The 18,507-nt window shown below is 44.5% G+C and carries 20 protein-coding genes; 10 read left to right on the top strand and 10 right to left on the bottom strand.

Annotated elements, in window-relative coordinates; genetic code table 11:
* Positions 1-53: 53 nt before the first annotated feature.
* Both ACMXYO_RS05895 and gorA read right to left on the bottom strand, forming a co-directional pair.
* The gene (locus ACMXYO_RS05895; protein ID WP_415887618.1) at positions 54-524 is read right to left on the bottom strand and encodes a GNAT family N-acetyltransferase; all 471 of its coding nucleotides are present in this window, start codon (positions 522-524) and stop codon (positions 54-56) included.
* Positions 525-681: 157 nt separating this feature from the next.
* Positions 682-2,040, bottom strand: a complete 1,359-nt coding sequence (gene gorA, locus ACMXYO_RS05890; RefSeq protein WP_415887617.1) for a glutathione-disulfide reductase — start codon at positions 2,038-2,040, stop codon at positions 682-684.
* 176 nt (positions 2,041-2,216) lie between these two features.
* Between gorA and xthA the strand changes: the two genes are divergently transcribed.
* The gene (gene xthA / locus ACMXYO_RS05885) at positions 2,217-3,032 is read left to right on the top strand and encodes an exodeoxyribonuclease III (RefSeq protein WP_415887616.1); all 816 of its coding nucleotides are present in this window, start codon (positions 2,217-2,219) and stop codon (positions 3,030-3,032) included.
* A 51-nt stretch (positions 3,033-3,083) separates the two neighbouring features.
* On the opposite strand, the gene ACMXYO_RS05880 is transcribed toward xthA, so the two are convergent.
* Positions 3,084-3,521 carry a BLUF domain-containing protein gene (locus ACMXYO_RS05880; protein ID WP_415887615.1) on the bottom strand — a complete coding sequence of 146 codons (438 nt, stop codon included), beginning with the start codon at positions 3,519-3,521 and terminating at the stop codon, positions 3,084-3,086.
* 124 nt (positions 3,522-3,645) lie between these two features.
* Between ACMXYO_RS05880 and ACMXYO_RS05875 the strand changes: the two genes are divergently transcribed.
* Entirely contained in the window at positions 3,646-4,923 is a 1,278-nt protein-coding gene (locus ACMXYO_RS05875; RefSeq protein ID WP_415887614.1) for a DEAD/DEAH box helicase, read from the top strand.
* A 68-nt stretch (positions 4,924-4,991) separates the two neighbouring features.
* Here the strand turns inward: ACMXYO_RS05875 and ACMXYO_RS05870 are convergent, their stop codons facing one another.
* Complete coding sequence (locus ACMXYO_RS05870) at positions 4,992-5,273, bottom strand: hypothetical protein (RefSeq protein WP_415887613.1); 282 nt, start codon at positions 5,271-5,273, stop codon at positions 4,992-4,994.
* A 261-nt stretch (positions 5,274-5,534) separates the two neighbouring features.
* Between ACMXYO_RS05870 and arsB the strand changes: the two genes are divergently transcribed.
* The 5 genes from arsB to ACMXYO_RS05845 all read left to right on the top strand — a co-directional run bounded on the left by arsB (position 5,535) and on the right by ACMXYO_RS05845 (position 9,293).
* Entirely contained in the window at positions 5,535-6,557 is a 1,023-nt protein-coding gene (arsB, locus tag ACMXYO_RS05865; RefSeq protein ID WP_415887612.1) for an ACR3 family arsenite efflux transporter, read from the top strand.
* Positions 6,558-6,761: 204 nt separating this feature from the next.
* Positions 6,762-7,460, top strand: a complete 699-nt coding sequence (locus tag ACMXYO_RS05860) for an abortive infection family protein (protein ID WP_415887611.1) — start codon at positions 6,762-6,764, stop codon at positions 7,458-7,460.
* 101 nt (positions 7,461-7,561) lie between these two features.
* A complete protein-coding gene (locus ACMXYO_RS05855) occupies positions 7,562-8,044 on the top strand; it encodes a hypothetical protein (RefSeq protein ID WP_415887610.1) in 483 nt (160 codons plus the stop codon).
* Positions 8,045-8,125: 81 nt separating this feature from the next.
* A complete protein-coding gene (locus ACMXYO_RS05850) occupies positions 8,126-8,893 on the top strand; it encodes a hypothetical protein (protein ID WP_415887609.1) in 768 nt (255 codons plus the stop codon).
* Between the two features lie 67 nt (positions 8,894-8,960).
* A complete protein-coding gene (locus ACMXYO_RS05845) occupies positions 8,961-9,293 on the top strand; it encodes a hypothetical protein (protein ID WP_415887608.1) in 333 nt (110 codons plus the stop codon).
* Between the two features lie 38 nt (positions 9,294-9,331).
* On the opposite strand, the gene ACMXYO_RS05840 is transcribed toward ACMXYO_RS05845, so the two are convergent.
* Together ACMXYO_RS05840 and ACMXYO_RS05835 are read right to left on the bottom strand one after the other, a co-directional pair.
* Positions 9,332-9,937: a LysE family translocator gene (locus tag ACMXYO_RS05840; RefSeq protein WP_415887607.1), complete on the bottom strand. Its 606-nt coding sequence runs from the start codon at positions 9,935-9,937 to the stop codon at positions 9,332-9,334.
* A gap of 112 nt (positions 9,938-10,049) precedes the next feature.
* Entirely contained in the window at positions 10,050-10,973 is a 924-nt protein-coding gene (locus ACMXYO_RS05835; protein ID WP_415887606.1) for a LysR family transcriptional regulator, read from the bottom strand.
* Positions 10,974-11,286: 313 nt separating this feature from the next.
* Between ACMXYO_RS05835 and ACMXYO_RS05830 the strand changes: the two genes are divergently transcribed.
* A complete protein-coding gene (locus tag ACMXYO_RS05830) occupies positions 11,287-11,904 on the top strand; it encodes a LysE family translocator (RefSeq protein ID WP_415887605.1) in 618 nt (205 codons plus the stop codon).
* A 53-nt stretch (positions 11,905-11,957) separates the two neighbouring features.
* Here the strand turns inward: ACMXYO_RS05830 and amt are convergent, their stop codons facing one another.
* The 3 genes from amt to ACMXYO_RS05815 all read right to left on the bottom strand — a co-directional run bounded on the left by amt (position 11,958) and on the right by ACMXYO_RS05815 (position 15,992).
* Complete coding sequence (gene amt / locus ACMXYO_RS05825) at positions 11,958-14,252, bottom strand: ammonium transporter (RefSeq protein ID WP_415887604.1); 2,295 nt, start codon at positions 14,250-14,252, stop codon at positions 11,958-11,960.
* Positions 14,253-14,456: 204 nt separating this feature from the next.
* Complete coding sequence (locus ACMXYO_RS05820; RefSeq protein ID WP_415887603.1) at positions 14,457-15,074, bottom strand: nitroreductase family protein; 618 nt, start codon at positions 15,072-15,074, stop codon at positions 14,457-14,459.
* 9 nt (positions 15,075-15,083) lie between these two features.
* Positions 15,084-15,992: an EamA family transporter gene (locus ACMXYO_RS05815; RefSeq protein WP_415887602.1), complete on the bottom strand. Its 909-nt coding sequence runs from the start codon at positions 15,990-15,992 to the stop codon at positions 15,084-15,086.
* Positions 15,993-16,105: 113 nt separating this feature from the next.
* Here ACMXYO_RS05815 and ACMXYO_RS05810 point away from each other — a divergent pair, with 113 nt between their 5' ends.
* Entirely contained in the window at positions 16,106-16,606 is a 501-nt protein-coding gene (locus tag ACMXYO_RS05810) for a MarR family winged helix-turn-helix transcriptional regulator (protein WP_415887601.1), read from the top strand.
* Positions 16,607-16,874: 268 nt separating this feature from the next.
* On the opposite strand, the gene ACMXYO_RS05805 is transcribed toward ACMXYO_RS05810, so the two are convergent.
* Positions 16,875-17,807, bottom strand: a complete 933-nt coding sequence (locus ACMXYO_RS05805) for a universal stress protein (protein ID WP_415887600.1) — start codon at positions 17,805-17,807, stop codon at positions 16,875-16,877.
* Between the two features lie 212 nt (positions 17,808-18,019).
* Here ACMXYO_RS05805 and ACMXYO_RS05800 point away from each other — a divergent pair, with 212 nt between their 5' ends.
* Positions 18,020-18,433: a DUF2892 domain-containing protein gene (locus ACMXYO_RS05800; RefSeq protein WP_415887599.1), complete on the top strand. Its 414-nt coding sequence runs from the start codon at positions 18,020-18,022 to the stop codon at positions 18,431-18,433.
* Positions 18,434-18,507 lie beyond the last annotated feature (74 nt).

The following is an 18,507-nucleotide window of genomic DNA, read 5'->3' as shown; positions in this document are numbered from 1 at the left end:
CAAAAGATTGTTCAAATAAGGCTGGCTTTTAGATGGTAAGAGTTCAGCCTACATCAAATTTGTTTTTCCACCTCAAGTTCGTATGTCATAAATTTTCTTCCCATCAGCTCGCTCTCGTATACATCTTTCGACAGTTTCTTTAAGAATTTATATTCAGGTCGCGTGTGAAGGAAATGAACAAAGATCGTTTTATGGCCCAGCTCTTTAGCCCAGCGCATGATTTCGCGAAATATTTGCTTTCCTATGCCCCAATAGCTGTCATCGATGACAATAGCGATCTCATATTTTCCTTGTTCCAGCTGAATGCCACACCATCCTGCTAGCGTGTTCTTAACCTTGATAGCTCTAACCCGACAACCCTCGACAGCATCAACCTCTATTTTCTCCTGAATCCATTCAACCACCATATCAAGGCTAAACAGCTCATGATCAACCAGATGCTCCCGCGTCGATCGCTTATTTAACACAGGTAAAAAATCTAGCGGCTCAATCTCGGTGAATTTTACGTACTCTAAGTACTGCATATGACCTTCATTTTTCAACCAACTCGATGGAGCTGAAACAGCTTAATCTTTCGCGAAGTTAGATGAGGCTCTTCGATAATTATCTGTAATACAGTTTAGTTATAAAAAAGCCGATGTATTTAACATCGGCTTTTGGTTTTTCCCGTAGAGGGGAAATTTAGTTCGAACTTGGCTCACGCATAGTGACAAACTCTTCAGCAGCTGTTGGGTGGATACCAATCGTGCTGTCGAAGACCTCTTTCGTAGCGCCGGCTTTAAGTGCGATACCGATACCTTGAATGATTTCACCCGCATCAGGGCCAACCATGTGAACACCCAGTACTTTGCGACTATCTGCATCCACCAGCATCTTCATAAAGGTGCGCTCTTCACTGCCGCTGATTGTATGTTTCATCGCACGGAATTCAGATTTGTACACTTCAATATTGTCGTACTGTTCACGTGCCTGCTCTTCGCTTAAGCCGACAGTACCGATATTAGGCTGACAGAACACTGCTGTTGGGATCAGGTCATAATCTACTTTCTGGTTTGCACCTGCATATAAGTTACGAACCAGAGCCATACCTTCTGCAAGAGCAACCGGCGTTAGCTGAACACGGTCGATTACATCACCTACAGCATAAACAGATGGCACATTAGTCTGGAATTCATCGTTAACCACGATAGCGCCGTTTTTACCCTGTTCGATACCCAGCGCTTCAAGACCCAAGCCCTGAACCTTAGGGTTACGACCCGTTGCATACATGATCTGATCTGCTTCGATTACAGAACCATCAGTCATGGTCGCAAGCAGGGAACCATCAGCTTGTTTCTCAATTGATTCAATATTGTTGTTAAACTGTAGATCCACGCCTTTCTTCGCTACCTCTTTAGCAGTGAATTCACGGATCTCGTTATCGAAACCACGTAGGAACAGATCACCACGGTAAGCCAAGGTTGTTTTTGCACCTAGGCCTGCAAAGATGCCGGCAAACTCAACAGCGATATAACCACCGCCTACAATCAGAGCGCGCTTAGGAAACTCTTTTAAGTAGAACACTTCGTTAGAGCTGATGATGTGCTCTTTACCCGGAATATCCGGAATGTTCGGCCAGCCACCTACAGCAACCAGAATACGCTCAGCAGTGTATTGTTTATCGCCTACAGCAACCGTGTGTGCATCAACCAATGTTGCGCGACCGTTAATTAGTTCACAACCCGAGTTCACCAATAGGTTTTGGTAGATACCGTTTAGGCGCTCAATCTCTTTAGTTTTATTGTCACGAAGGGTCGGCCAATCAAACTCCATACCTTTGTGAGTTAGACCAAAACCTGCTGCCTCTTCAAAGCTTTCTGCGTAGTGAGATGCGTATACAAACAGCTTTTTAGGTACACAACCTACGTTTACACAAGTGCCGCCAAGGTGGCGATCTTCTGCAATGGCAACTTTAACACCCATGCCTGCTGCCATACGTGCCGCACGAACACCGCCTGAACCCGCACCAATTACAAATAGATCAAAATCGTATTCCGCCACAATCGGCTCCTTTTCTTGTGTCAATCTTCAATGTGCTCACTGTACTGAAACCTGTATATGAAGGCCAATAAAGAAAGTTAAACACCCCAATAGAATTTACTAATTCATTATGAGTATCCATCCGGCTAAATGTTCACTAAAATCCATTTTTTATTTTTGTTCAGGATTGCGGCCTTATGAAACTGATTTGCTTTAACGTTAACGGACTACGTTCCCGCCTTCACCAGCTACAAGCGGTTATCGATAAGTATCAGCCAGACGTTATTGGCCTGCAGGAAACTAAAGTGCATGACGAAGCCTTCCCAATGGCAGATGTTGAAGCGATGGGTTACCACGTAGAGATCCACGGTCAAAAAGGTCACTACGGTGTTTGTCTGATCTCGAAAAAGCCATTGAGCAATGTACAGAAAGGCTTCTTAACTGACGAAGAAGACGCTCAGCGCCGCATGATCATGGGTGACTACGAGACTGACGAAGGCAACGTAGTGACAGTTTTGAATGGCTACTTCCCTCAAGGTGAGAACATTGAGCATGAAGTAAAATTCCCAGCCAAGCGTAAGTACTATGCTGATCTACAGAGCCACTTAGAAACAAACTACACACCTGATCAGAACATTGTGGTGATGGGCGATCTGAACATCTCACCAGAAGATAAAGATATAGGTATTGGTGAGCCAAACCGTAAACGTTGGTTAAAAACTGGTAAAGCCAGCTTCCAACCAGAAGAGCGTGAATGGTATGGCAAGCTAACGGGCTGGGGCTTAACTGATTGCTTCCGTCATCAAAACCCAGATGAAGATCAGGTATTCAGCTGGTTTGATTACCGCTCAAGTGGTTTCGATGCTGAGCCAAAGCGCGGCCTGCGTATAGACGGTATTTTGCTAACAGCACCACTGCTAGAGAAATGCACTGACTCAGGCGTAGATTACGAAATTCGCGGTATGGAAAAACCATCTGACCATGCGCCAATCTGGGCAGAGCTAAGCGTTTAATTCAGATTTTTTTTCAGGGCTGGCTTACAGAGCAGAAGTAAGCAGCCCTATTTAAGGTAGATCAAAATACTTAGCATCCATCTCACAAAATTCTACCAAAGCATCATGAGCAAGTTGACCATTCGGATGCGACATTCTTAATAAGCGCTTCACCCGTTCATCCAGATGCTGGTAAGAACTTTTATCTCCCGTTCCTAAAAACCTAAAGCCCATCTGCCAACGGGAAAACTCCCGCTCTGCTAAATTGTCATTGGTGTAGATGATATCCATATCTCTATGGCGCGTATCTGCTCTGATATCTGCCGCGATCTGCTTTATGGACGCTTCCGGCCCTTCTAACACCTGAAAAAATAGCGGAGGATCAAATAGCAACAAACCTGTTAACTCCAAGCGTTTATTTTTGGTTCGAGCCTGATTCATCAGTTCCCTTAAGCCCTCTAAGGAAAACTCATTGGCCTGATGACTGATATAAACAAACTGATGCAGCATCCATAACCTCAGCGACGCAGTTAATTCCTGATAAAATCAGGCTAGCTCAAGAGCAATCTTCTGATAGCGACTTCTGTTAGAATAGCTCATCACTTTATCTTCCACCTTGAGTTATCACTTCAATATGTCGTTTTCTGCGCTCGGTCTATCTGATTTTCTGCTATCTGCACTGTCTGATTTAGGCTACGAACAACCTACGCCTATTCAGCAACAATCTATCCCGGTCACTCTTGAGGGAAAAGATGTTTTAGCTGCAGCAGAAACAGGTTCTGGTAAAACCGCTGCATTTACACTACCGATTTTACAAAGCTTAGCGACAGCCCTACCGCCACGTAATAACTTAGTTACCGCGCTGGTATTGGTGCCTACGCGTGAACTGGCAGTACAAGTGGAAGAAGCGATCCGTCAGTACGGCCGTAACTACCCTAGGAAGCTTAAATCTCTGGCCATTTACGGTGGCGTATCTATTAATGCTCAGATGCAGGCAATGCGTGGTGGTGCAGATATTGTGGTTGCAACACCTGGGCGACTAATCGATCTATTCGAGCGTAATGCCGTTGATCTACGTACCGTCAGCACCCTAGTACTCGATGAAGCCGATCGCATGTTGGATCTAGGCTTTGCTGATGAGCTGGATGACATCCTTGATGAACTGCCAGAACAACGCCAAAACCTGCTGTTCTCCGCAACCTTCCCAAAAGGTGTGCAAGAACTTACTGACGATTTTCTGGATAATCCAGTCAAAATTAAGATCGAGCAAGAGAGCACAATCCCAGAGCAATTGGTTCAACGTGCGATTGAGGTCGATCATAACAACCGCACGATGTTGTTAAAGCACCTGCTTAAACAGCAAAACTGGGCGCAGATTCTAATCTTTGTTGCCAGTAAACGTACCGCTAACAATGTCGAGATGAAGCTTTACCGCTCCGGTATTCAAGCTAAAACCCTACATGGCGATCTAACGCAGAAAGAACGTAACCAAGCGCTACAAGAGTTTAAATCCGGTGAATGTAAAATTCTGATTGCTACAGACCTTGCAGCTCGTGGTATCGATATTCCAAACCTACCTTGCGTACTTAACTACGACCTGCCTCGTGCCGCCGCCGATTACGTTCACCGTATTGGTCGTACTGCCCGTGCAGGTGAGATCGGTGAAGCGATTTCCTTTGTCGATCACGAAGGCGACGCACACTTTAAACTGATCGAAAAGCGCACTCAGCAAAAAATACCCCGCGAGCAAGTCGAAGGCTTTGAGCGCTCGAAAGAAGTACCAAAAGAAGTGCTAGCAAAAAAAGGTAAAGCGCCGGTTAAAGGTAAGCGTAAGAGCAAGAAAGACAAACTACGTGAAGCGACAGCCGCTGCAGAGAAAGGCAGTGTAAATCCGTGGAAGGGTAGAAGCTAAGAACATGTTAGGGTCAGGGCTGAATCGGCTAGGTTCAGCTCTTCTAATCAAGAACTCTAAGATAGAAATCAGTGAGTCTGGATACCCTCATCCACTTTCGAACATAAATCGTCGGCATACTGCTCAAGCGCCGTCTCGTACATCTCTTTCCAAGAACTAAAGCTAGTATGGGTTTTAATTACCCTATCCAGTTGCTCATTTTTAGTATCAGGGTAAAGTGCTGACTTCATTTTGCATTTATGCAGCATTTGCCATAGATTAGTGAAGCAGCTATTTCTAGACACAAAAGCCCTAGGAAATAGCCTTTCAAGCTCGCCATCATCTAGATACCCATCTTCAATTCTAGTCATCGCAAACATCCTTATCTTCCAAACAATACACACACAAAGTGTAGGCTTAAATTACTAATTTGTGCCATGAAACTTAGGTACTCGCCCAAAAGGCTTAAAAATATAAATATACTGCAGTAAAAATCTGGGTTGAATCGGTTTAGTTCAGCGCTATCAAAACCATATAAAATCTCATGCACAATACATATGAAATTACATATATATGATTTTCCGTATATAATCTAAACTCTCTTTCTTACCAACAAGATTAGGTTTAGCTTTATGGGTATATTCGAACGCTTTCTCACCCTTTGGGTAGGTGTCTGTATTCTGGCGGGTGTCGTACTGGGAAATCTAATCCCAACCTTCTTTGAACAGATCGCAGCGCTAGAATTCGCTCATGTAAATCTGGTAGTAGCGGTGTTTATCTGGGTGATGATCTACCCGATGATGGTGCAGATCGACTTCACCGCGTTACGAGATGTTGGTAAACGACCAAAAGGTATCGCGCTGACGCTAGTGGTAAATTGGCTGATTAAACCCTTCTCAATGGCGCTCTTGGGTTGGCTGTTTTTCCGCGTCCTGTTTGCAGATATGGTCGATCCAGAAAGTGCCAGTGAATATATCGCAGGTATGATTCTACTGGGCGTCGCTCCATGTACCGCAATGGTGTTTGTCTGGAGCCAACTCACCAAAGGCGATCCTAACTACACCTTGGTTCAGGTATCGGTCAATGACGTGATTATGGTGTTTGCCTTCGCACCGATCACCGCCTTTCTTCTAGGTGTGAGTGATATCAGTGTGCCGTGGGATACCCTACTGCTATCCGTCGTGCTGTACGTATTATTGCCGCTAATTGCTGGCATCTGGACACGGCATAAACTGGAAAAAGCAGATAACGGCCAGCGTCTAGAATCGTTTTTAGCCACGCTAAAGCCTTGGTCGATCCTCGGACTGCTAGCTACTGTAGTTCTGTTATTTGGTTTCCAAGCAGAAAAGATCATCAACCAACCACAGTCAATTTTGCTGATTGCTATCCCGCTGCTCATCCAAACCTACGGTATTTTTGCACTGGCCTACTTTGCCGCAAAGTGGATGAAGCTCCCGCATAACATCGCAGCTCCTGCTTGCATGATCAGTACCTCTAACTTCTTTGAGTTAGCAGTAGCCGTGGCGATCTCGCTATTTGGTCTACATTCCGGTGCAGCATTAGCAACGGTGGTGGGTGTATTGGTAGAAGTGCCAGTGATGTTATCGCTGGTGGCGTTTGCGAATAGGACTAGGCATTGGTTTCCCACGGCCTAACGGCCGTGGCTGGTGGCTGGTAATATTGTAAATTTCCGGAAATATAAATCTTCTTTATCTGCTAATAAATCTACTCTTTCCTCTACTTCCCACCCCCACTTCCCTCTGTCAGTATTAAGCCAACAAAGGAAATCGAGACTAAAAGTGCTCTGCCCTCAATAGCCCTTTTAGTACAGGTATTATTTAGCAACAAGGACCTAGTTCATGAATCAAATAGAAAGGATGAATCTTGTTGGCTCAATTGCTTGTGAGCTGCAAGAACAGATGAACACTACCAGCATCAATACATTCCTTTCAGGCTTTTGTATAGCTTGCGAAGACGTATCAATTGTCCCATCGAAACGTACATATGTTGAAGAATTACTTAAATCCGCTGCAAATGAAACCGTCATTGAAATAGCTAGCCAGCTTGGACTATATCGCACTAAAACTATTGCAACAGAAAATTTGGCTAGTTATCTCGAAGCTGAAGGATATAAAGCAGCTCATGATGACTTTGAGCGCGCTATAGCTTTCATTGATACAGACCCCGAACAAGCCATGGGAAGTGCTTCTTCAATCTTGGAAAGCATATGCAAGGGTGTGCTTGAAAGGCTAGACAGAACTATCCCAAAAGACCAAACCCTTAAATCTCTCGTAAAAGCCACATATGGGGCTATGGACCTTTCTCCAGAATCACACGCAGATCCTGACATAAAACAAGTTTTGGGAGGCATTGCGAACGCAGCTGTTGGCATTGGGGTAATTCGCACTAAACATAGTAGCTTTCATGGCCGTACTGATTCACAAAAACGCTATCGTTTGACTGCTCGTCACGCTCGATTGGCCGTTGGTAGTTCTGCTGTTCTAGGCTGCTTTCTTATTGAAACTTATCTAGAAAGGTTCACAGCAAATGCTACATAAAAAGGGGATCAATTTTGTTCCGAGCTTGCAGCTCCTCCATTGGATTGACCAAGCTATGCTTGGCCAGTCCATTCTCTCGCTGGGATTACCCGGAGGGAGTCATGGACACTGTTGAAGAGTATTTGAGTAACGACAAGGCGATGCAAAGCCTAACATGGCTCGCAATTAGGCACAGTGCATGGTGGGATACCCATTCAAGCGGTCAATCCGTCCGAGCTAAAGGTAACGCAAATAGGGTTATATGGTCGCCATACTTCAATGAATACATACTACCCTTCGGGAAAAGTGGTAACAAATTCGTCGTTGGTAAAGCAGCTAAGAATATAATCCGTAAGACCATATTACTGCTAAATAATGATAATCCTCCTAACTTAGATGAACTTATCGATAGGCTTAAAAGCGAAGTTACATCATCTGTGGCAAATCACGAAAATGACTTTTACTACGACTATCCGACTAGAGGTGGTAAAAATCAATTTATGGAATTTGGGAGCCACTCGATAGCAATAGAGCAATTTATTCTTGTTGTGCTCGAGCTATCGAAGCAATTAAGTCGCTATGGAAAAAAGTATGAATTCTCATAAAAAACGGCCGGAATTAAAGGGGGCCTTAGCCCTTTAATCTTCAGTTTTTTGTCCTCATTTTATTAATTTTAAAGATCTCTCATGGACCAGTTAGATTCTGTTTGCCCAATATTTCGTGATAAAACTGATGAAAGATTTTGTCAGGAAGGGTCTGGCGTACTAATAGAATTTAGAGGCCATACATTTTTATTAACTGCCGCACATGTTATGGACCAGTTAGAGAGTGCAGACCTTCTAATTCCTTGCAAAAACGACGAAATACGGTCAATAGAAGGCTCTTATGCCTACATTAAGTCTTCTGGAGATCGAGAAAATGATAAGTACGATTTCGGATATTTCAAACTCGATAAAGAATTTGCCTCTAACATTAATAAGCAGTTCTACGTTGTGAAGGAGCACGAGTTCGGAATTGAACTGGTTTACGCTGAAAAAGAACTTTTTTCCTTTGTAGGATACCCTCACAGAAAATCCAATGTGTCAGGCGAGCTAGCCACTACAGAGTCCTATGCATATGGAACTTATCATGCGGACTTATCTGAATATGCACAACTTGGTTACAAGTTAGAAGATCATATTGTTACAAAATATAATCGCAAAAACTCTTTTAATCCCAAGGCCGGTCGCGTAGAGCTTTCAGTGTTGCCACACGGGATAAGCGGAGGGGGTGTATTTATTTGGCCAGTTGATACTCACATTCCACCCAGAAATAGAAAGCTTGTAGCTATAGGCCACTCTTGGAAAACAGATGGGTACTTCGTTGCAACGAGGTTAGAAGTATTTCTTGAAGCAATACTGAGAAATAACCCAACACTTAGAAAAACTAAAGCAACAAAATCAATCGAACAATAATTGGAGCCCGAAGACCTTCTCATAAGTTATAATATAACTTTTCTTGTCAGCATTAAGGCTCTACCCCATGTCATTTAAATTTTTTTACACCGACTACTCTACTGATAAGCATGTGCGCTCGGATGAGGCTGTATCTGAAACCTTAGAGAACGTGATTGAGCATATGCGTAGTATGCTGAATGAGCCGGATAACTTTATCGGTTTGATTGATGAGAACAATCTGATGCTGCAGTTTATGGTTGAGGATGATGGTTCGATTCTTGTAGATGTACCGATGCATGAACGTAAAGGTTCGTTTACTAAACATGCTGACCTGAACGAATCAATTGAGATTGTGCGCAGTCTGAATGATGAGATTGTATGGGAAGAGATCGACGGGCTGCAGTTTAAGAACTGGTAATCCGAATATAGGAAAACGAAAGACGAAAAACGGATCGCTTATAAAGCGATCCGTAGCGCTAGACCAATCATCACCAAACCACTCACTTGATCGATCTCTTTGGCCTTTTTCTGTAGGGCTTTGATCACTTTCTCTTTCGATAGCACTACCGCCACGCTGCATAGCCACAACATATCGATACATACCACTGTACCCAGATAGATCAGCTTTTCGGTCACCGATTGATCCGCCGATACAAACTGCGAGAACAGTGCGATGAAGAACAGCGCCAATTTCGGGTTTAAGACAGAGATCATTACCCCGTCGCGTACCGCTTCTGAATATGGGCCTACGGTTTTATCTTTACCGAAGTTAGCATTGCCTTTTGAGCGGATCGCTTTTAAACCAAGCCATGCTAGATAAAGCGCGCCAACATAAGTGATCACTTGGTAAAGCATAGGGTGTTCCGATACCACAACGCCCAAGCCCCAAAGGGTTAAGATCGCCCAAACCGCTACGCCAGTTGAGTGACTTACTGCGGTAATCACACCATGTTTACGGCCATTTCCTAATGTCTGACGCAATACCACCGCCAAGCTTGGGCCTGGAGACATAGTGCCTAATAGACATACAACAACAAATGAAAGCCAGATGGCCAGAGTCATGGGAGTCACCTCGATCAGTAGATGGAGGCATTGTAGTTAGCTGAAAGGAATTAAAAAAATGCAAATATCAAATACCGACTATGATTTAAAATCATACCCAGTTTGATAAGTGCTATTCCGTTGCATGAGTGTCGATATGCATCTCGTCACGGAGCAGATCCGCGATCAAATTTCGTAACCAACGGTGGGCTGGATCTTGATCGTGAAGAGCATGCCAGCAGAGGTGATAGTTGTTCTGCGGCACTTCATCTAACGGTAGTTCAGCGTAACTCAAAGGAAAGTGCGCTAAGGCATTGCTAGCAATATGCTGTGGCAAGATCATCAGCATCGGCTCGCTTGATAACACTTGAAACGCCGCAGAGAAGAACGGTACTTCAAACTGAATGCGGCGTTGTAAGCCTTGGGCTTCCAGCGCACGATCAAAGAAGGAATCTTTATCGCCACCGCTATTTAAACGCAGGAATGAGTATTCCAGCATCTTTTCTATAGTAAGGGTTTCACCCGCGAGCGGATGGTCTTTCGCCATTAAACACACAGGGCTGTCTTGGCCTATATGAATGCTCAGTACATTCTCTGGCAGGCTGTTGGTCGTCGTCGAAGCTAGATCGAGTGGTAGCTGGCCTAAACGAGTTAACAGTTCTGGTCGCCACATCTCGTAGCTGATATCGATCCCCGGTGCTTCTTGGCGGAGCTTTTGCAAAATATCGGGAAAGATAAACTGCGCTACATGATCGGTGCAGGCGAAACTAAATCGGCGCACACACTCAGCGGGATTAAAGCTATCACCCTCCCCTAGTTCATCCACCTCAGCCAGAATAGCCTGCACTTTAGGCATTAGCTCTTTGGCTTTGGCACTTAACAGGTAGTCGTTACCTTCTCGAATCAGGAGTGGGTCGGCAAAGTGATCGCGTAGCTGACTTAACTGTCGACTCATGGCTGATTGCGTAAGGTGTAACCGATCCGCAGCACGGGTTACATTGCGCTCTTCCAGCATAATAACTAATGCACGCAGCAGGTTCAGATTAAGTCGATTCACAAAGATTCAGCCATAGCTCTCTAAAAGGTTAATCATAATCTATCTGATCCTATCCATCGAACACTAGAGTCTGTGCATCAAACGCTAAGGGCTATCCAGTAAACGCTAAGGACTTTCCATCAAACGCTAGAGCCTATCTGTACCCTTACTAAGAGCAATACAGTGCAACTGTATTGGATCTGTGACGGTTAATTATCTCTTTTCTGCCTCTGCACCTAGCACTTTGCTTATACGACACTATATAGCTTATGAACATTTCCACTTTTGTATTTAGTTGTCTGTTACAGAGCTTATAAGTTACGGAACTCTTTTTATGGAAATCTATTTAGCGATTTTAGTTTTTGCGATCTCATCCACGGTAACCCCAGGCCCCAACAATATTATGATTATGACCTCAGGGCTTAACTTTGGGGTTAAGCGCAGCATGCCTCACCTGCTAGGCATCTGCTTGGGCTTCCCATTGATGGTTGTGGCTGTAGGTTTGGGTTTTAGCGCGGTATTTGAGAAGTTTCCGATTGTTCACGAGATCATCAAAGTACTTGGCGTGACTTATCTGCTTTACCTTGCGTGGCTAGTCGCTTCTTGTGCCCCTACGTCGATGGAAGGTGATAAGAAATCTAATCCGCTGACCTTTATGCAGGCGGCACTTTTCCAATGGGTAAACCCAAAAGCGTGGGTGATGGCGACCGGCGCGATTGCAGCTTATACCTCGCAAGATACAACAATGCTGCTGCAAGTCATGGTAATTAGCCTGTCTTTCTTTGTGGTGAGCTTCCCTTGTGTAGGCGTATGGCTAATCTTTGGGTCAGGGCTAAAACGCTTCCTTAAAGAGGCAAAGTACCAGCGAGTATTTAATATCTCGATGGCACTTTTATTGGTGGTTTCGGTATTGCCGGTATTGAACGAGTTGAGAATAACTTACCTCGCTTAAAACAAAGAAAAGGCCGCATAATGCGGCCTTTTGGTTCATTCCCATTTATAGTTTTAAGCTGCGCGTCTATTGGTTTTAAAGCTGGCAACCACGCTTTCCAGCTGCTCCATATCAGAATGCATGTGACTCGCATGCGTTTCCAATTCAGAACTTAGACCTTGAGCGTTATTCGCTTCTGTGTGAATACCCTGTAATCGGTCTTTTAACATCTCAGATGACTGTTTCTGCTGTTCTGCAACTACAGCTATCTGCTGATTCATATCATTGATCTGTAAAACAGAATGGGTAATTGCACGCAGAGACTCTGCGGCGGATAGAGAGCGATTGACACTCTCTTCTGCAACTTGCTGACCGGATTGCATAGTCGTGTCTAATTTACCGATCTCGCCTTGTAGGCTCAGAATTTTCTTTTGTATCTCTTTAGTCGCTTTTTCAGTTCGTACTGCTAGGTCACGCACTTCATCAGATACAACCGAGAACCCTCGACCTTGATCTCCTGCACGAGCAGCTTCAATCGCAGCATTAAGTGCCAGTAAGTTCGTCTGCTCTGCAATGGTTTGAATAAGTTGGATGATTTCACCAATAGACTGACTTTCATCTTTCAAACGCGCAGTGTATTGAGAAGCCTGTAGGATATTATCTGCAAGTTCGTCAATTTTGAGTTTCACCTGCTCTACTTCAGATTCACCCTGACTCACCATATCCGATACACGACTAACCTCAGAAGCCCCCTGCTGAGTGCTAACTGCGGTCTGTTCTGAAGTAACGGCAAATTCCCGCATAAGTTCAGTCGCAGCTTCGGTCTCATAAGTTTGGGAATCCATACCCATCGCCGTAGACTGAGAGGCTGATCTAACCCGCTTTGCTGCATGCAGTCCCCTTTGGGAGACCTGAGCCATAGTATTTACCGCTTGTTCCAGTTGATCTAGAAGAGCGTTAAACGCTTGTGCGGTTTCACCTGCCTCAGTTCCAGCTTCAACCTCTGCCCTTAAGCTCAAGTCACGGCTAGCAATAATCTTCTGAACTGTATTCATGGTGTCTAACCATGCAGTTCTGGCATTGTGTTCTGCGACGTTAAGTCCTACCTGCTCCTCTTCTGGAGAGATACGTAATTTGCCAAACGTTCTCAGCAACCAGAAGAAGATCAAACCTGTTGTAAACGCCCAAACAAAGACACTAAACGCACCGGTTAGCTGCACAACAAACTGATCAAAACGACTATCTAGAGGTAAGTTTTCAATTGGAGCGAATAGCGCCAAGGCAATCGTTCCCCAAACGCCACAAACGCCATGAACAGCTACCGCACCAATTGGATCATCAACCTTCATCCAATTTAGTAATACATACTCAGCCATATAAAGAACCATGCCTGAGATAATACCTGTAATAATGGCACCCCAAGGGCCCAAAACCTGACAACCTGCAGTGATACCTACAAGACCACCTAAGGCACCATTGAGTACCTTGAGGATGTTAACTTTACCTTCATCCATTACCAGAGAGATCAATAACACAGTCAAACCACCTGCAGCCGCAGATAGGTTGGTGTTCACTAAAATCATCGGTACATCTTCATTAACGGCTAATGTGCTGCCGCCGTTAAAGCCAAACCAACCAAACCAAAGTAAGAATACACCTAAGGTTGCCAAAACTAGGTTATGGCCTGGAATGTCCTGAACTTCACCTCGGTCATTAAATCGACCTAAACGCGGCCCTAAGACCAAAGCGCCAGCCAAGGCAACCCATCCACCAACAGAATGGACAACTGTAGAACCTGCAAAATCGACAAAACCTTGCTGCTCTAACCAACCGCCATCACCGCCAACTAGGGCACTACCCCAGATCCAATGACCGGACACCGGATAGATCACACAAGAGATCAGCACAGAGATATATAAGTAGTCCTGAAAGCGCATCCTTTCAGCGACTGCACCGGCCACAATAGTAGCGGCAGTACCTACAAACATGGCCTGAAATAGGAAGAAGGCATAATCTTGAGGGCCAGATATATGGTGATCAGCCGAAACAAATTCGCCTATAAATCCACCACTATCAAGTCCAAACATTATGCCAAAGCCAAGCAACCAGAAGCCTAAAAAGGCAATGACAAAGTCAGCTATATTTTTTATAGCGACGTTGTAACTATTTTTAGCTCTGATACATCCAGCTTCTAAAGCGGTAAAACCGGCCTGCATCAGAAAGACTAAAGCAGCGGCAAGAATTACCCATAAACTATCGATCCACACCTTTGCATCAACCAGCTCTTCAGCTGCTTGCACAGGCAACGATAGAACTAAAGCTACTACGGGTCCCCACCTAAGTAGCTTAGTCTTTTTAAGTGCTTTCATGTCATATCCCCCTAGAAAGCGAAAAACTTGATTTCGCAGTCGCAAAAAACAAGCCAGCTTTGCAAAAAAGGGCTGAAAGCCTTAAACCATGAAGTTTATAAGGAAAACGCGATTTATCTATAAATTACAATGAACTACCGCAACGCACAAAAACGCTGCATTACACGCACCACTTACTTACAAGCGCACCACTTAAGTGCAACACTAAACAAACAGAGTGACATCTTCCATTGGCTGGCGTGGTTTCTGTGGCCAGCTCTGTTTTGCAGGGTAGCCAAGCGTTACCAGCATTACTGGAATATCAGTCTCTTCAAGCTCAAACTCAGCGTGTAACTGACCTGGATCGAAACCCGTCATTGCACCTGATGCGATACCCATGCCATGAGCCGCCAACATCATGGTCATACCCGCTAATGAACCCGAACGTAGTGCCTCATCTCGCTGAAGGGTGTAATTACCTTCATGAGCATTAGTCGCCATTTCAACCCAACCATCCGCTACATCTTGCGACATGATATTGGCCTCTACCACTGGGCTTAGCTGTTTCGGCAACTGCTGATAGCCTTTTAGTGTGCCGCAGATAATCACTGTGGCTGATGCATCTAGAATTTGAGGCTGATTAAAAGCGATTGGATGCAGTTTCTGTTTGGCTGCATCGCTAGAGACAACAATAAACTTCCAGTTCTGCATGTTATAAACCGAAGGCGATAGCGTAGCTAATCGCAACAGCTCTTTAAGCTGAGCATCTGATAGCTGCTTGTCTGCATCATAACGTGCTACTGAGGCACGGGTTTCAATCAGTTGGGTAATCATATCTTTCATAACAACTCCTTACTCTTTAGCTTCAGCAACAACAGGCTGTTGAGAACATGAAATAGATTTAGATGATGAAGAGATTTGCACGACTAAAATGCTGACTAACACAGTAATCAGCCCAAGTAATGCAAAGCCCTGTAAATTTTGATCGAGTAGCCACCAGCCCAAGACCACTGCAGTAACAGGGCTCAACAGTCCTAAAGATGACACTGCGACTGGCGGCAGTGTCGCGATACCTTTAAACCACAGTAGATAAGCGATTAACGCTCCGAATATGGAAAGGTAGGCGTAACTTAGTATTTCTGTACTGCCCAACGTAGGCAGAGCAGGATCTAGAAAATAAGCAGCGGGAAGCAACATCAGTCCACCCAGCAATAACTGCCAGCCGGTAAACGCCAATACCGGAAGCGAGCTATGCCAACGTTTCGCCAAGTAGGTTCCGGTCCCCATGGAACACGCGCCAAGAAATGCCGCAATAATTCCCCATAGATCCCACTCAGCATTCGGCGACAGAAGCAGTGCAGCCATGCCGATAACACCAAAGATGGCTGCAATCACTGTAAGTAAACGTGGCGCTTTGCTATCCACCAGCCAGATCAACAACATCAGCAATAATGGCTGAATAGCTCCGACAACAGCGGCGATCCCGCCGGGTAAGCGATATGCGGCTACAAACAATAACCCTTGGAACAGTCCAATATTTAGCGCGGAGAGAATGATCAACCTTCCCCACTCTTTGCGCTTAGGCAGATAAAAACTCATCAATAACAGAAAGAGCCCCGCAGGAAGTACACGAATCAATGCAGCGGTATAAGGACGATCAGCAGGTAAAAGCTCGGTCGTAACGATATAAGTCGAGCCCCAAATTATGGGTGCTAGTGCCGTTACAACAATGCTCACGCTGTTAGGTAATTTACCGATCATCCTCGTCACCTTGGTTACTTTATATCGATGAAGAATTTATCTTGAATTCAAGATATAATTAAACAATGACAGCAAACTATCTTGATATCAAGATAAATTTTCAGGTGTAGCAAATGACAGATAAATCAGCGGATGCCGTAGATAAGATAATTTCGCAGTGGAAATCAGAAAGACCAGAGCTTAATTCTGAGCTGATGTCCGTAACGGGGCGTATCAAACGAAGCTCGGCATTAGTGCAGCAAAGGCTAGAAAAAACCTTTTTAGAATATGGACTTAACTACTGGGAGTTCGATGTTCTGGCAACACTTTGTCGATCTGGCGCACCCTATTGCTTAGCACCGACCGCGCTTTTTTCTACCCTGATGGTGACCTCTGGCACAATGACCCATCGTCTTAAAGGATTGGAAAAAAGGGGTTTAATCAGCCGCTGCACTAATCCCGAAGATGCGCGCAGCATGTTGGTTAAATTAACCGATGAGGGTTTAGAACTGATTAACGAAGCAGTAAGCGCCCACGTTGATAACCTTGACCGGTTAATGAGCGCCTTCTCTGAAGAGGAGAAAATTCAGATGGACAAAAGCTTAAAACGCTTACTAGAAGTACTAGAGCAATAAACTAAAATCTATAAAAACAGGGTCAAAGTACAGAAAAATGGTGCCATCACCACCAAAGTAAAGCACTTCCCTATCACCTAAAATAAATTATGTTGCGGGTTCTTCCAAACGTAGAGCCCGTTAATTAACAAGGTAATAGGGATGGCGAACATACCTATCAAAAAAGCAGCCAAGCCAGCCCAGGAACCACTACCTTGATTCATACTGGCAATAATAAAAATTACTAATGCCTGAAACACCGAAGGCAAAATAACACCAATAAATACCCTCATGATTCTGGTACAGGGCAAACAAAATCCGGATGCTTAACAATCATCACGTCACAATCCACATGATCGACTACATGCTCCGTTGTGCTGCCGACTAATAACCGATCCAGAATAGTACGGGCCACACCACCCATCACAACCACATCGATATTATTGTGTTTTGCATAATTGGTGATGGTCAGATCCGCTTCGCCTTTGATGATGTCGACCAGATCAGATTCGATACTCAAACCGTATTCTTGGAGAAGTTCATCACAGGAGCTAAAGTGACTTCGTTCCACTCGCTTCTGCAACGCTTCGTAGTCTGTAACTACATGCTCATCAAAAATCACTTCTTGGGGTAAGGTGTTATAGCAATGCAAAATCCTTAACTCGCTATAGCCATCATCCATCATTTCACGGGTTCGCTGTATCAGTTCCCGATCTAATACACCTTTCTCATCACCTTTATGTAGGGGGTCGATACAAGTCACAACACGTTTATGGTCGCCCCAGGGTCGCTGCTTCACAAACAGAACAGGTACGGGGCATTTGCGAGCAAGCTGCCAATCGACAGGGGCAAATAGGTAATGGCCCAGCCGAGTATGCGGCTGAATTGAGTGAAGCACTAAGTCTGGTTGAAAGCGCAGAATCTTACGAACAATTCCGTCACCAGTATGACGATTCCAACTGGCGTCAAAACCCGTTTTTATACCTAAAGCTTCGATATTTAGGCAAAGCTCTTCAAGCTTGGCTTCGGTTTGTTTAACGTAGGCATGCTCGGCTTTTAATTCTTGCTTGGAATCAAACATGTGACTGTGTTTGAGCGAGCGGTTGTAACAGCAACTAAACAGCTCTAGAAAAGCAGAATGTTGTTCAGCTAGGTTTACTGCTTTCTCTATAAGGCTGGAGTTATCGTGTTTAAAATCGATATTAACCAGTAACCTATCCATCTCTTCCTCACCAGCAAGTGGTTGATATTCCTCTCTCTATACTTGCAGTCTGGATCCTAAACTGAAGGTTTTCCAGTTCGTTTATTCTCTGCCTTATAACAAAGCATGCTTTCACTACATTTAATTATAAAAACTTGGACTAAGCCCGATCCTTATATTAGATATAACTTATATATAATATTTCTAACGACTTTCTACTTAAAGGAATCATCATGTCTCTTAACGCCGCGCTTCGTCTGATGGCTGGCAGTGTCATATTAGCTAGCTTAGTTTTAGGTACTTACGTGAATGCTAACTGGTACTACCTCACCGGTTTTGTTGGCCTTAACTTATTCCAATCAGCTTTTACCGGCTGGTGCCCTGCCGTGTTTATTTTTCAGAAGCTGGGGTTAAAAGCAGAAAGTTGCAATTGTGAAGGCATGACTATAAACCAAGGCCTGCACATTATTGCTGGATGCGTGGTGATGCTAACAGTTGCTCCAGTGATGTTCTTACAAGCACCGCAAGCGTTATTAATCGTAACGGCTATCGTAGGTGTGAGTCTGACCCAATCGGCACTAACTGGCTGGTGCCCAGCTATGATGGTTGCGAAATTTTTAGGTTTTAAAAGCACCCAAGCGAGCTAATTTAATCCGCTTCCCATCGACCTAGCTTCCCCGCCTCTTGTGCTAGGCCACAAAAACAAGCCGGAATATATCCG

Origin of the sequence: Neptuniibacter sp. QD37_6, from assembly GCF_047778085.1 — a bacterium.
In the GTDB taxonomy this organism is placed as follows: domain Bacteria; phylum Pseudomonadota; class Gammaproteobacteria; order Pseudomonadales; family Balneatricaceae; genus Neptuniibacter.
Note: the sequence above shows the minus strand (reverse complement) of the source record. Positions and strands in the feature narration are given on the sequence as shown.

What these genes read in the sequence shown, in the direction of transcription:
- ACMXYO_RS05895 (WP_415887618.1), bottom strand. Translation starts at nt 524, where the DNA reads ATGCAGTACTTAGAGTACGTAAAATTCACCGAGATTGAGCCGCTAGAT.
- xthA (WP_415887616.1), top strand. Translation starts at nt 2,217, where the DNA reads ATGAAACTGATTTGCTTTAACGTTAACGGACTACGTTCCCGCCTTCAC.
- ACMXYO_RS05880 (WP_415887615.1), bottom strand. Translation starts at nt 3,521, where the DNA reads ATGCTGCATCAGTTTGTTTATATCAGTCATCAGGCCAATGAGTTTTCC.
- ACMXYO_RS05875 (WP_415887614.1), top strand. Translation starts at nt 3,646, where the DNA reads ATGTCGTTTTCTGCGCTCGGTCTATCTGATTTTCTGCTATCTGCACTG.
- ACMXYO_RS05870 (WP_415887613.1), bottom strand. Translation starts at nt 5,273, where the DNA reads ATGACTAGAATTGAAGATGGGTATCTAGATGATGGCGAGCTTGAAAGG.
- arsB (WP_415887612.1), top strand. Translation starts at nt 5,535, where the DNA reads ATGGGTATATTCGAACGCTTTCTCACCCTTTGGGTAGGTGTCTGTATT.
- ACMXYO_RS05860 (WP_415887611.1), top strand. Translation starts at nt 6,762, where the DNA reads ATGAATCAAATAGAAAGGATGAATCTTGTTGGCTCAATTGCTTGTGAG.
- ACMXYO_RS05855 (WP_415887610.1), top strand. Translation starts at nt 7,562, where the DNA reads ATGGACACTGTTGAAGAGTATTTGAGTAACGACAAGGCGATGCAAAGC.
- ACMXYO_RS05850 (WP_415887609.1), top strand. Translation starts at nt 8,126, where the DNA reads ATGGACCAGTTAGATTCTGTTTGCCCAATATTTCGTGATAAAACTGAT.
- ACMXYO_RS05845 (WP_415887608.1), top strand. Translation starts at nt 8,961, where the DNA reads ATGTCATTTAAATTTTTTTACACCGACTACTCTACTGATAAGCATGTG.
- ACMXYO_RS05840 (WP_415887607.1), bottom strand. Translation starts at nt 9,937, where the DNA reads ATGACTCTGGCCATCTGGCTTTCATTTGTTGTTGTATGTCTATTAGGC.
- ACMXYO_RS05830 (WP_415887605.1), top strand. Translation starts at nt 11,287, where the DNA reads ATGGAAATCTATTTAGCGATTTTAGTTTTTGCGATCTCATCCACGGTA.
- amt (WP_415887604.1), bottom strand. Translation starts at nt 14,252, where the DNA reads ATGAAAGCACTTAAAAAGACTAAGCTACTTAGGTGGGGACCCGTAGTA.
- ACMXYO_RS05820 (WP_415887603.1), bottom strand. Translation starts at nt 15,074, where the DNA reads ATGAAAGATATGATTACCCAACTGATTGAAACCCGTGCCTCAGTAGCA.
- ACMXYO_RS05815 (WP_415887602.1), bottom strand. Translation starts at nt 15,992, where the DNA reads ATGATCGGTAAATTACCTAACAGCGTGAGCATTGTTGTAACGGCACTA.
- ACMXYO_RS05810 (WP_415887601.1), top strand. Translation starts at nt 16,106, where the DNA reads ATGACAGATAAATCAGCGGATGCCGTAGATAAGATAATTTCGCAGTGG.
- ACMXYO_RS05805 (WP_415887600.1), bottom strand. Translation starts at nt 17,807, where the DNA reads ATGGATAGGTTACTGGTTAATATCGATTTTAAACACGATAACTCCAGC.
- ACMXYO_RS05800 (WP_415887599.1), top strand. Translation starts at nt 18,020, where the DNA reads ATGTCTCTTAACGCCGCGCTTCGTCTGATGGCTGGCAGTGTCATATTA.